Source organism: Streptomyces apricus (assembly GCF_008369065.1).
GTDB classification, from domain to species: domain Bacteria; phylum Actinomycetota; class Actinomycetes; order Streptomycetales; family Streptomycetaceae; genus Streptomyces; species Streptomyces apricus.
Genome location: NZ_VDFC01000040.1, coordinates 1,020,356 through 1,032,833, shown reverse-complemented (window position 1 = coordinate 1,032,833; position 12,478 = coordinate 1,020,356). Strand labels below are relative to the sequence as shown.

8 protein-coding genes are annotated in these 12,478 nt (G+C 72.1%); 4 read left to right on the top strand and 4 right to left on the bottom strand.

All coding sequences use genetic code 11. The features are described from left to right. Window positions 1-188 precede the first annotated feature (188 nt). Both acs and FGF04_RS17680 read right to left on the bottom strand, forming a co-directional pair. A complete protein-coding gene (gene acs, locus FGF04_RS17685; RefSeq protein WP_149512204.1) occupies window positions 189-2,186 on the bottom strand; it encodes an acetate--CoA ligase in 1,998 nt (665 codons plus the stop codon). A 163-nt stretch (window positions 2,187-2,349) separates the two neighbouring features. Further along, entirely contained in the window at window positions 2,350-4,722 is a 2,373-nt protein-coding gene (locus FGF04_RS17680) for a bifunctional SulP family inorganic anion transporter/carbonic anhydrase (RefSeq protein ID WP_149512203.1), read from the bottom strand. Between the two features lie 269 nt (window positions 4,723-4,991). Between FGF04_RS17680 and FGF04_RS17675 the strand changes: the two genes are divergently transcribed. Continuing rightward, the gene (locus tag FGF04_RS17675) at window positions 4,992-6,284 is read left to right on the top strand and encodes a polysaccharide deacetylase family protein (protein WP_149512202.1); all 1,293 of its coding nucleotides are present in this window, start codon (window positions 4,992-4,994) and stop codon (window positions 6,282-6,284) included. Between the two features lie 46 nt (window positions 6,285-6,330). On the opposite strand, the gene FGF04_RS17670 is transcribed toward FGF04_RS17675, so the two are convergent. Beyond that, entirely contained in the window at window positions 6,331-7,311 is a 981-nt protein-coding gene (locus FGF04_RS17670) for an ATP-binding protein (protein ID WP_188114115.1), read from the bottom strand. Window positions 7,312-7,412: 101 nt separating this feature from the next. On the opposite strand from FGF04_RS17670, the gene FGF04_RS17665 reads away from it, so the two are divergent. After that, window positions 7,413-8,264, top strand: coding sequence for a Fic family protein (locus FGF04_RS17665; protein WP_149512200.1), 852 nt, complete (start codon window positions 7,413-7,415; stop codon window positions 8,262-8,264). A gap of 408 nt (window positions 8,265-8,672) precedes the next feature. Here the strand turns inward: FGF04_RS17665 and FGF04_RS17660 are convergent, their stop codons facing one another. Beyond that, window positions 8,673-9,512, bottom strand: coding sequence for an HAD family hydrolase (locus FGF04_RS17660; RefSeq protein WP_149512199.1), 840 nt, complete (start codon window positions 9,510-9,512; stop codon window positions 8,673-8,675). 582 nt (window positions 9,513-10,094) lie between these two features. On the opposite strand from FGF04_RS17660, the gene ssd reads away from it, so the two are divergent. Continuing rightward, window positions 10,095-11,198: a septum site-determining protein Ssd gene (gene ssd, locus FGF04_RS17655; RefSeq protein ID WP_149512344.1), complete on the top strand. Its 1,104-nt coding sequence runs from the start codon at window positions 10,095-10,097 to the stop codon at window positions 11,196-11,198. 5 nt (window positions 11,199-11,203) lie between these two features. Next, window positions 11,204-12,478: TadA family conjugal transfer-associated ATPase (locus FGF04_RS17650; protein WP_408055637.1), on the top strand; the 1,275-nt coding region annotated here is incomplete at its 3' end.

Sequence of the window (12,478 nt, the reverse complement as noted above, 5' to 3'; positions counted from 1 at the left end):
GGGCAGGACTGATCACATGCCGACCAGACTTCCCGGCGCACCTGTGGAGATGCCGGGCTCCCGCGGAGCCCGGATGTTCTGTTGTCGTGCGATGACGTGTCTCGCAGCCTACCCGCGCAAGCGCGGGGGCACCCGGCGGGTTCTCCGCCGGGTGCCCCCGTGGGGTCCGCGTCCGTACGCGGCCCGCGTCAGTCCTCGCTCGGCGCCGCCGGGAGCTTGGTCTGGATGAGGTCCATGACCGTGCTGTCCGTCAGCGTGGTGACGTCACCCAGCTGGCGGTTCTCCGCGACGTCGCGCAGCAGCCGGCGCATGATCTTGCCGGAGCGGGTCTTGGGCAGCTCGGCCACCGGCAGGATCCGCTTCGGCTTGGCGATCGGGCCGAGGGTCTTGCCGACGTGGTCGCGCAGCTCGCCCACCAGGGTCTCGGTCTCCGACGCCGAACCGCGCAGGATCACGAACGCCACGATCGCCTGGCCGGTCGTCTCGTCGGCCGCGCCCACGACGGCCGCCTCGGCGACCGAGGGGTGCGAGACGAGCGCCGACTCGACCTCGGTGGTCGAGATGTTGTGCCCGGACACGAGCATCACGTCGTCGACCCGGCCGAGCAGCCAGATGTCGCCGTCCTCGTCCTTCTTGGCGCCGTCGCCCGCGAAGTACCTGCCCTCGAAGCGCGACCAGTAGGTGTCGATGAACCGCTGGTCGTCGCCCCAGATGGTGCGCAGCATCGACGGCCACGGCTCGGTCAGCACCAGGTAACCGCCGCCGCCGTCCGGGACCTCCCGCGCCTCGTCGTCGACGACCGTCGCCGAGATGCCCGGCAGCGCCCGCTGTGCGGAACCCGGCTTGGTCTCGGTGACGCCCGGCAGCGGCGAGATCATCATCGCGCCGGTCTCGGTCTGCCACCAGGTGTCCACGATCGGGGTGCGGTCGCCGCCGATGTGCTTGCGGTACCAGACCCACGCCTCGGGGTTGATCGGCTCGCCGACCGAGCCGAGCACGCGCAGGCTCGACAGGTCGAACTTCGCGGGGATGTCGTCGCCCCACTTCATGAACGTCCGGATGGCCGTCGGCGCCGTGTAGAGGATCGTCACGCCGTACTTCTGGACGATCTCCCAGAAGCGCCCCTGGTGGGGGGTGTCGGGCGTGCCCTCGTACATGACCTGGGTCGCGCCGTTCGCCAGCGGCCCGTACGTGATGTACGAGTGGCCGGTGACCCAGCCGATGTCGGCCGTGCACCAGTAGACGTCGGTCTCCGGCTTGAGGTCGAAGACGGCGTGGTGCGTGTACGCGGCCTGCGTGAGGTAGCCGCCGGAGGTGTGCAGGATGCCCTTGGGCTTACCCGTCGTCCCCGAGGTGTAGAGGATGAACAGCGGGTGCTCGGCGTCGAACGCCTCGGGCGTGTGCTCGGCCGACTGCTCGGCGGTGATCTCGTGCCACCAGACGTCGCGGCCCTCGGTCCACGCGACCTCCTGGCCCGTGCGCCGTACGACGAGCACCTTCCGCACGCCCTCGACCCGGGAGACCGCCTCGTCGACGGCCGGCTTGAGCGCGGCGGGCTTGCCGCGGCGGTAGCCGCCGTCCGAGGTGATGACCAGCTTGGCGTCGGCGTCCTGGATGCGGGTGGCGATGGCGTCGGCGGAGAAGCCGCCGAAGACCACGGAGTGCGTGGCGCCGATGCGGGCGCAGGCCAGCATCGAGACGACGGCCTCGGGGATCATCGGCAGGTAGATCGCGACCCGGTCGCCCTTCTCGACGCCCAGCTCCGTGAGGGCGTTGGCGGCCCGGGAGACCTCGTCCTTGAGCTCGGCGTAGGTGAGGGTGCGGCCGTCACCGGGCTCGCCCTCGAAGTGGATCGCCACGCGGTCGCCGTGACCGGCCTCGACGTGCCGGTCCACGCAGTTGTAGGCGACGTTGAGCTTCCCGTCCTGGAACCACTTCGCGAACGGGGGGTTCGACCAGTCCAGCGTCTCGGTCGGCTCGGTGGCCCAGGTCAGCCGGCGGGCCTGCTCGGCCCAGAAGCCGAGCCTGTCAGCCTTGGCCTGCTCGTACGCCTCCGCGGTGACGTTGGCGTTCGCGGCCAGGTCGGCGGGCGGCGCGAACCTGCGTTCTTCCTTGAGCAGGTTGGCCAGGCTTTCGTTGCTCACGACATCTCCCTTTCCCAGGGTGTCCGTTGTGTCCCAGGCCACAGCTCATCAGACAGGGACCCCTGGTGACAAGGGTCGTCCGTGAATTGGTTTAGACCTGTGTTCCGGATCATGTGCACGGGATCCTGTGTGCGTGTGGCCTGCCCGCGGACACGGGTGGCCACACGTTCTCACGGACGGGGAAGGGGAGCGGTTCAGGCCGGGGTCAAGCGGGGGTGTCGTGCAGGGCCGTCGCCGCGACCCGGTCGAAGAGCTCGCCCTGCCCGGCATCGGCGGAGGTGTCCTCCCTCAGGAGGTACGCCTGGGCCTCTCCGACGTGGAAGTACATCCCGTGCAGTTCGAGTCTGCCCTCCCGCAGGGCCCGCGCCACCGCCTCGTGCGCCCGCAGGTGCTCCAGCTGCTGCACGACGTTGGTGAGGCAGAGCTGCTCGGTGGCGTCGGCGGGCACCCGTCCGGTGATCCGCGTCCAGGGCCGGTCCTTGGCCGTCATCCGCTCCACACTGGGCAGCCCGTGCCGCAGCCACCGTCTGAGGGGGGTGCGTGCGCCGCCCGGATCGGTGCTCAGCAGGGCCTGCATCGCCCCGCAGCCGGAGTGCCCGCACACGGTGATGGTCCGCACCTGCAGCACCTCCACCGCGTACTCGATCGCCGCGGCCACCGAGTCGTCGCCGCTCTCCCCGCCGGGCGGCGGTACGAGATTGCCGACGTTGCGGACCACGAAGAGGTCGCCGGGACCGCTCGAAGTGATCATCGAGGTGACGAGCCGGGAGTCGGCGCAGGTCAAAAAGAGCTGCGAGGGCTGCTGCCCCTCCCGCGCGAGCCGGGCCAGCTCACCGCGGACCAGCGGCGCGGTGTTGCGCTGGAACGAGCTGATGCCGCTCTCCAGCCGGTGCCCGCTGCGCTGTCCGCCGGACGGCGGCGGTGCCTGGGGGTCCTCGCAGTGGTGGTTGCGCCAGGGGGTCCAGGGCCGGCAGTGGCAGGACGGGGCCTGCCCGGGGCCGTCCTGGGCGTGCGGCTCCGCGAGCCGCGCTCCGGTGCGCCCGGTCAGCTCGACGGAGCCGCCCCGGTTGGTGTGCGCGCTCTGCCAGTCGTGCAGCGACTCGTAGGCCGCGTGGTCCATGAAGGAGCCGTCCAGCTCGACCACCGCGTCGGCCCCCGGGGGCACCTGGTGCAGGGCCCGGCTGAGGCGGGGCACGGCCAGGAACGTCAACTGCCCGCGCACCCGGATGTGGTGGACGCCCTCCGGGTCCACCTCGCAGGTGATGCGGGTCCGGGTGAGGCGGTGCAGGGCGACGCCGACGGCCATGGCGATCCCGAGCACGACGCCCTCCAGGACGCCGAGGACGACGACGCCGAGGGTGGTGACGGCGTACACCAGTACTTCCCGGTGGCGGGTGACCGTGCGGATGTGGTGCAGGGACACCATCTGGATGCCGACGGCCATCACCAGGGAGGCCAGCGCGGCCAGGGGGATCAGCTCCAGGAGCGGCACCATCAGCAGCGCGGCCACCACCACCCAGACGCCGTGCAGCATCGTGGAGTTGCGGCTCACCGCACCCGCCTGCACGTTCGCCGAGCTGCGCACCGCCACGCCCGCGACGGGGAGCCCGCCGAGCGTCCCGGAGACGATGTTGGCGGCGCCCTGGCCGAGCAGCTCGCGGTCGAGGTCGGAGCGGCTCTGCTGGGCGGGCCGCCTGGCGGTGAGCTTGTCCACGGCGACGGCACCGAGGAGCGACTGCACGCTGCACACCAGCGTGGTGGTGAGCACGGCGGCGACGAGCCCGAGCACCGGTCCCTCCGGCAGCCCCGCCAGCGCGTGGCTGCGCCAGGACGGCAGGTCGACCTTGGGCAGGGTCAGTCCGGCGAGGGCCGCTGTCGCGGTGGCCGCGGCGACGGCGACGAGGGCGGCCGGCACGGTACGCAGCAGCTGTCCCGCGCGCCCCGGCAGCCTGGGCCAGGCCAGCAGGAGGGTCAGCGTCAGGGCGCTCATGGCGAGCGCCGCGACCTGGAGGTGCGCCAACTGGGCGGGCAGTTCCCGGATGTTGGCGACGACCGAGCTGCTGGGGGAGCCGCCGAGCACGATGTGCAGCTGGGCGACGGCGATGGTGATGCCGATGCCGGCCAGCATGCCGTGCACGATCGCGGGGCTGACGGCCAGGGCGGAACGGGCCACCCGCGCACAGCCGAGGGCGAGCTGGACCAGTCCGGCGAGGACGGTGATGGCGCAGGTCGTGCGCCATCCGTAGGTCTGGATGAGGTCGGCGGTGACCACCGTGAGGCCGGCGGCGGGGCCGCTCACCTGGAGCGGCGCGCCGCCCAGCCGGCCGGCCACGAGCCCGCCCGCGGCGGCGGCGACGAGGCCCGCCTGCAGCGGTGCGCCGGTGGCGAGGGCGATGCCCAGGGACAGGGGCAGGGCGATCAGGAAGACGGCGACGGAGGCCGACAGGTCGGCGGTCGCGATACGGGGGAGCCGGGGCCTTCGAGGGGCCCGGCGGCCGGGGCCGGGCGGGCTGTGCGGCCGCCCTTCGTCCGGCGTGTGCGAGGAGTCGTCGGTACGGGTGGGGACGGAGACAGTCATGGTTTTCCCGTCTTTCCGGGGCTACGCGGTCGCTTGGGCGCGGCCGTGGGTCACGGCGTACAGCGGCGGGATTTATCAACGCTCGGTAAATGAATCGTAATGGAGAGTAAAGGACGTGTCAGGAAAAATGGCGCATATGGTGCATCAGTTCACTCCGGAGAGTGATTAGTCATTTTGTTCGGCTTGTCGTACCGCCTCCTTCTCGGGTCCCTGCGATCTTGGCTTCGCCGTCTGTTGTGTCCCGATCGAAGGAAGAAGGTGGGCGGAACATGGCCGCCACTGGGAGGACCACCACGGGCGTCGCCCTCGCCCTCACCGCCGTCTGCGCCGCGGCGCTCGCCGGGTGCGGGTCCGGTGACACCGGCGCGAAGGAGGGCGCGCGCGGAGAGGGCGCGCACGGCGCCAAGAAGGCCGCGGGCGCCCCCGCACCCGGGAACAGGGTCCGCCTCATCGGGGACGGCTCCACCGCGTTCACCGGCGCCCAGCCGCGGCTGCCGCGCGCCGAGCGCCTGAAGCCCGGCCGGCGGCCCCCGCAGTTCGTGGTCTTCTCCTGGGACGGGGCGGGCGAGGACAGCCAGCGGCTCTTCTCGCACTTCCGCAAGGTGGCCAAGAAGAACCGGGCGACCATGACGTACTTCCTGAGTGGCGTGTACATGCTCCCGGAGGGCAAGCGCGACCTCTACCGGCCGCCGCGGCACGCCCCGGGCCGCTCCGACATCGGCTTCAACGACGAGCAGGGCATCCGCGACACCGTGAAGCAGCTGCGCGGCGCCTGGCTGGAGGGCAACGAGGTCGGCACCCACTTCAACGGCCACTTCTGCGGCAGCGGGGGCGGGGTCGGCGAGTGGTCGGTCGAGGACTGGAAGGACGAGATCGCCCAGGCCAAGTCCTTCGTCAAGTCCTGGAAGACCAACACGGGCACGGAGAAGGCCTCCCCGCTGCCCTTCGACTACGACCGGGAGCTCATCGGCGCCCGCACGCCCTGTCTGGAGGGGCAGAAGAACTTCATGCAGGCCGCCCGGGAGCTGGGCTTCCGCTACGACACCAGTGGCGTCAACGACCAGGTCTGGCCCAAGAAGAAGTCGGGCCTGTGGGACCTGTCGATGCAGCTCGTGCCGGTCCCGGGCCGCGGGTTCGAGACGCTGACCATGGACTACAACTTCATGGTCAACCAGTCGGGCGCCACGTCCCACGGCGACCCGGCGAAGCACGAGTACTGGGGCGACCAGATGCGTGACGGCCTGCTCAAGGGCTTCTCGCGCGCCTACAAGGGCAACCGCGCGCCCCTCGTCATCGGGAACCATTTCGAGTCCTGGAACGGCGGCACCTACATGCGCGCCGTCGAGGAGACCGTCGAGCGCGTCTGCACCCGGCGCGAGGTGCGCTGCGTCTCCTTCCGGCAGCTCGCCGACTGGCTCGACGCCCAGGACCCGCAGACCCTCGCGAAGCTTCGCACCCTCAAGGTCGGCGAGTCCCCGAAGCAGGGCTGGGCGTCGTTCCTGTCCGGCCGGCCCGCCCCGGCCCCAAAGGGGGTACCGGGCGCGCCGGCCGCCAAGCGGTGACAGGTGGGGCGGCCGGCGAGCGGTGACGGGCCGGGGCGGCGTACCGTCACGCCGTCGCGGTCTCGGCCTCCCGCAGGACGAAGGCGGGGTCGACCTGGGCGGCCAGGTCGGCCCCCGTCCGCTCGTTGCCCCACGACTGCGCGTTCTTCAGGTGGAAGTGGACCATCTGCTCCGTGTACCGCTCCCAGTCGCGCCGCGCGTAGGACGCGTCGACGGTCTCCTGGAGGGTGCGCAGCGCACGGCGGTTCTCGTCCTCCAGCCGCTCGAACCGCGGCGGACGGCCCTTCTCCATGGCGCGCACCCAGTCCGAGTGGCCGAACGTCAGCAGCAGGTCATCGCCGACCTCGTCCTTCAGGAAGTCGATGTCGTCCTGGCCCTGCACCTTGTTGCCCACCACCTTCAGGTCGATCCCGAAGTCGCGCGCGTACTCCTTGTACTGCCGGTAGACGGACGTCCCCTTCCGCGTCGGCTCGGCGACGAGGAACGTGATGTCGAAGCGGGTGAACATACCGGACGCGAAGGAGTCCGAGCCCGCCGTCATGTCGACGACGACGTACTCGTCGCGGCCGTCCACGAGGTGGTTCAGGCAGAGCTCCACTGCGCCGGTCTTGGAGTGGTAGCAGGCCACCCCCAGGTCGGCCTCGGTGAACGAACCGGTCGCCATCAGGCGGACGGTGTCGCCGTCGAGTTCCACCGGCCGCGCGCAGGCCTCGTACACCGGGTTGTCCTCGCGCACCCGCAGGAGCCGGGAGCCCTCGCCGGGCGGAGTGGTCTTGATCATCGTCTCGGCGGAGGCGATGCGCGGATTGGAGCCGCGCAGGTAGTCCTTGATGAGGCCCAGGTGGTCGCCCATGGCGGGCAGCCGCCGCGCCTCGGTGTCCGAGAGGCCGAGCGCGGGGCCGAGGTGCTGGTTGATGTCGGCATCCACCGCGACGACGGGCGAACCGGTGGTCGCGAGGTGGCGGACGAAGAGCGAGGACAGGGTGGTCTTGCCACTGCCGCCCTTCCCGACGAAAGCAGTTTTCATGTTCATAAAGAGTAGCGGCGAGCCGGTGCCCGTGGAGCGCCGGACGTGAAGAAGACCACTCGTTCGTGGGGCGCGGTCCGGGTGTGCGTAGGGTCGTACTCATGAGTACGACAGGTGCGAACGCCGACCCCCTCGCGACGCTGGCCTCGCTGCCCGGTGTGGCGGCATCCGTCGAGTCCGTGCGCAAGGCCGTGGACCGGGTCTACGGGCACCGCATCATGCGGCGCCGCAGCAACGAGATCACCGGGGAGGCCGCGCTGCGGGGCTCGCGCGGGTCCGCGGCGCTGTCCGGCGCGGACTGGGCCCTCGAAGAGGTGCGCCGCAGGACCGACTTCAGCGGCGACGACGAGGCCAGGGTGGTGGGCGCGGCCCTCAGGCTGACCGCCGAGGCGGGCGAACTGCTCTCCATCTGGCGGCAGTCGCCCCTGCGGGTGCTCGCGCGGCTGCACCTGGTGGCCGCCGCCGGCGACGAGGACACGGTCGGACGTCCGCGCCGGGACGGCGAGCCCGTGCGGGAGACCCCGGCGGCGGGCGTGGCCGGACCGCCGCTCGTCGGGCTCCCGCTGCCGGACGCGGCCGAGGTCGAGGGCCGCCTCGACGGCCTGGCACGGCTCGTGATCGCGGGCAGCTCCGCGCCCGCACTGGTCACCGCGGCCATCGTGCACGGCGAGATCCTCGCGCTGCGCCCCTTCGGCTCCCACAACGGGCTGGTCGCGCGCGCGGCCGAACGGATCGTCCTCATCGGCAGCGGTCTCGACCCCAAGTCCGTCTGCCCGCCGGAGGTCGGCCACGCGGAACAGGGGCGGGCGGCCTACGCGGCCGCGCTCGACGGCTACGCCTCCGGGACCCCGGAGGGGATGGCGGCCTGGATCGCGCACTGCGGGCGGGCGGTCGAACTCGGCGCGAGGGAGTCGACGGCCGTGTGCGAGGCGCTGCAGCGCGGCGCCGCCTGAGGCCCGAAGTCCCTGAACAGAGTTGCGGCGGTACGGATACCCGTACCGCCGCTGGCATGTCCACCGGGTTACCAAGCGTCCTCGGAGTGTTGCCCATCAGGTCGGGAACTGTTGCCCGTCGCCTGGTGCGGCTGGCCCGTAATCGACGGGTCGACGTCGCGTGGGTGCCCGGTGCACATGCGCGGTCCGTGGGGCCTCGGTTGCGTTAGTAAGGTGTTCCTTTCGGATGTCCTTGGTCTCGCGGGCCGTTAACCCCTTTGTACTCCTGGTCCGGGGCAAGTGGAACCCCTTGCCGTGCTTCTTTGCCAATGACCTCAAAGGGAGCGAATCGGACGCCGGTTCCGGACCGGTCCCCGGCCTTGGTCTCCGGCGTCGGTCCCGGCGCCCCGTCGGTGAGGGGCTCGCGGCTCAGCCCGGTGCCGCGGCGCGGCGCCGGCTGGCGTACCAGACGAGCCCCGCCGTGGCCGCCGCCGCTCCTATGGCCGCCGCCGCGACGATGGCCGGACGGGGCGGCACGGACAGCCGTTGCTTGAGCCGCACCGGATGGTTGAAGTCGAGGATGGGCCAGCCGCGCGCCAGGGCCTCGCGGCGCAGCGTGCGGCCCGGATTCACCGCGTGGGGGTGGCCGACCGCCGAGAGCATCGGGATGTCGGTCGCCGAGTCGCTGTACGCGTAGCAGCGCGAGAGGTCGTACCCCTCGGACGCGGCCAGCTCCTTGACGGCCTCGGCCTTCGTGGGGCCGTACGCGTAGTACTCCACCTCGCCCGTGAAGCAGCCGTCGTCGCCCACGACCATGCGGGTGGCCACCACCCGGTCGGCCCCGAGGAGCTCGCCGATCGGCTCGACGACCTCCGCGCCGGACGTGGAGACGATCACCACGTCGCGGCCGGCCATGTGGTGCTCCTCGATGAGGGAGGCGGCCTCGTCGTAGATGATCGGGTCGATGAGGTCGTGCAGGGTCTCGGCGACGATCTCCTTCACCTGCCGGACGTCCCAGCCGCGGCACAGCGCGGACAGGTATTCGCGCATCCGCTCCATCTGGTCGTGGTCGGCGCCTCCCGCGAGGAACACGAACTGGGCATATGCGGTACGCAACACCGCCCGGCGGTTGATCAGACCGCCTTGGTAGAACGACTTGCTGAAGGTGAGCGTGCTCGACTTCGCAATGACCGTCTTGTCCAGGTCAAAGAAGGCCGCTGTACGAGGCAAGGAGTGGTTTTCCACGGGTTGAGCATATGCGCCCGCCATTCGGGCTAGTGTGGGACGTGTGGGTTTGCCTGAGAGAGCTCTCGGGTACACCATGGAAGTCACGGATCGTTCGCGACCGTGCTAACCCGGTTTGGCTCCTCCCCCCCCCGAGTCAAACTGTGGGGACGACCCCCGCTCTCCCCCCCGGCGGGGGTCGTCGCATGTCCGGATGGGTTTTCCCATCCGTTTTCGAGAACGCCGGGCCCCGCACAGCGGGGCCCGGCGTTTCTCTGTCTCCGCACAGGATTCGTCACGGAGCGTAGCCCTCGTGTCGCCCGTGGAAGTCGCGCAACGGGCACCGGCCGTTCACCGATCGGTCACCGGTTTGGGTGAAGGCGATATTCACAGCCACCGGGATGTCCACAGTTATCGACCAAGATCCACACGATTTCCAGGATCGCTGCACCGTGATTCCTGCGCGCACCGCTCGCGGAAGTTCATGGCCGGTTCCGTTTGTTCGGCGGCTATGGCCGGTTCGTATCGGCGGTTCATATGGGGGGACCGGTCACCGGTTCTCGCGCCGGGCGGGAATCGCGGAGCCGCCGGGGTTCCGCGGTGAAGCAGCGAAGGGGGCTGGAGAGCGTGGCGGGAGCCATCACACACGACCGGCCGTCGGCCGCCGAAGGGCGGCAGGGCGGACCGTTGATCCTCACGGAGGACGCCGATCTGCTGGACGACCTGCTGCGGCTGTGCGCCGCGGCCGGCGCCCGGCCCGAGGTGCACCACGGGGTGCCGGAGCGCGGAGGGGGGTGGGACACGGCGTCCCTGGTGCTCGTCGGCGACGACGCCGCGCGACGGGTGCGGGGCGCGGCGCGCAGGCGCGGGGTGGTGCTCGTCGGTCGGGATCAGGACGATTCCGGGGTCTGGCGGAGGGCCGTGGAGATCGGTGCGGACCACGTGCTGGTGCTGCCGGATGGCGAACAATGGTTGGTCGACCGGATCGCCGACGTGGCCGAGGGGGTCGGTCCGCCCGCCCTCACCGTCGGTGTGATCGGCGGTCGCGGGGGCGCCGGATCGTCCACGCTCGCCTGCGCGCTCGCCGTCACCTCGGCGCGCCAGGGCAGGCGCACGCTCCTCGTCGACGCGGATCCCCTCGGCGGCGGACTCGACGTCCTCCTCGGCGGGGAGACCGCCGAAGGACTCCGCTGGCCCGCCTTCGCCGCCTCGCGCGGGAGGGTCGGCGGCGGCGCCCTGGAGGAGTCGCTGCCCTCGCTGCACGCCCTGCGGGTTCTCAGCTGGGACCGCGGCGACTGCGTGACCGTCACCCCGGAGGCTGTCCGGGCGGTCCTGGCCGCGGCCAGACGGCGGGGCGGGGCGGTGGTCGTGGACCTGCCGCGCCGCGTCGACGAAGGGGTCGCGCAGGTCCTCGCCCAGCTCGACCTGGGACTGCTCGTGGTCCCCGCCGAACTGCGCGCCGTCGCGGCGGCCGGGCGGGTCGCGTCCGTGGTCGGCATGGTCCTGCGGGACCTGCGCGTCGCGGTGCGCGGACCGTACGCACCGGGTCTGGACGACCGCGAGGTCGCCCGGCTCCTCGGTCTGCCCCTGATGGGCGAGGTTCCGGTGGAGAGCGGGTTGTCGGCGGCCCAGGACCGGGGCAGTCCGCCCGCGGGCGACGGGCGCGGGCCGCTGGCGCGCTTCTGCTCGACGTTCTGGGAGCGGGCCGCTGCCGGGGGAGAGGCTCCGTGAGCGGGATGAGCGGGCCGCGCGGGGCCGTGCCGACGGGACCGCCGGGCATGCACGCAGGGCCGGGCGTTCCTGCGGGCCGGGCGCCGGACGCGCGCGCGTCCGGCGACACGGGGCTGCTGGACGGGGTCCGGCAGTGGCTGGCCGAGAGCGGGGGTGAGGCGACTCCCGCGCGTGTGGCCCAGGCCCTGCGGGAGCAGGGGCGGGTGCTCGGGGACGCCGAAGTCCTCGGCGCGGCCGAGCGGTTGCGCTCGGAGCTGGTCGGGAGCGGGCCCCTGGAGCCGTTGCTCGACGACCCGGCCGTGACCGACGTCCTGGTCTCCGCACCCGACCGGGTGTGGGTGGACCGCGGCGGCGGCCTGGAGCTGACCGCCGTGTCCTTCCCGGACGCGGCGGCCGTACGGCGCCTCGCGCAGCGTCTGGCGGCCGTGGCCGGACGGAGGCTGGACGACGCCCATCCCTGGGTGGACGCCAGGCTTCCCGACGGCACCCGGCTGCATGCGGTGCTGCCACCGGTCGCCGTCGGCTCGACCTGCCTGTCACTGCGGGTCGTCCGGCCGAGGGCGTTCACGCTGGACGAGCTGGTGGCCGCCGGGACGGTGCCGCCGGGCGGGGACCGGCTGCTGCGGGCACTGCTCGACGCGCGGCTGTCGTTCCTGATCAGCGGCGGGACCGGCAGCGGCAAGACGACGCTTTTGAGTGCCCTGCTCGGCCTCGTCGGGCCGGGCGAGCGGATCGTGCTCGCCGAGGACTCGGCGGAGCTGCGCCCGGACCACCCGCATGTCGTCCGCCTCGAATCGAGACCTCCCAACCAGGAGGGCGCCGGACTCGTCACGCTCCAGGACCTGGTGCGCCAGGCGCTGCGCATGCGGCCGGACCGGCTCGTCGTCGGAGAGGTGCGCGGCCCCGAAGTGGTCGCCCTGCTGGCCGCGTTGAACACGGGGCACGAAGGCGGCTGCGGGACCGTGCACGCCAATGCCGCGTCCGGCGTGCCGGCCCGCCTGGAGGCACTCGGCACGGCCGCGGGGCTGGACCGGGCGGCACTGCACAGCCAGGTGGCGGCCGCCCTGTCGGTGGTGCTCCATCTCGTACGTGACCGGGCCGGGCGCCGGCGCATCGCCGAGGTGCATGTGCTGGAGCGGGATCCGGCGGGGCTGGTGGTGACGGTGCCGGCCCTGCGCTGGGGCACGGAGGCCTTCGGGTACGGGCCCGGGTGGGAGCGGTTGCGGGAGCTGCTCGGTGGTGTGCGGGGTGTATGGGGCGCGGATGGTCCGGGTGCGAGG

Excerpts from the sequence above, each read along its gene's own strand:
- FGF04_RS17680 (WP_149512203.1), bottom strand. The coding sequence starts at position 4,722 with ATGACTGTCTCCGTCCCCACCCGTACCGACGACTCCTCGCACACGCCG.
- FGF04_RS17670 (WP_188114115.1), bottom strand. The coding sequence starts at position 7,311 with ATGAAAACTGCTTTCGTCGGGAAGGGCGGCAGTGGCAAGACCACCCTG.
- FGF04_RS17660 (WP_149512199.1), bottom strand. The coding sequence starts at position 9,512 with ATGGCGGGCGCATATGCTCAACCCGTGGAAAACCACTCCTTGCCTCGT.
- FGF04_RS17665 (WP_149512200.1), top strand. The coding sequence starts at position 7,413 with ATGAGTACGACAGGTGCGAACGCCGACCCCCTCGCGACGCTGGCCTCG.
- FGF04_RS17675 (WP_149512202.1), top strand. The coding sequence starts at position 4,992 with ATGGCCGCCACTGGGAGGACCACCACGGGCGTCGCCCTCGCCCTCACC.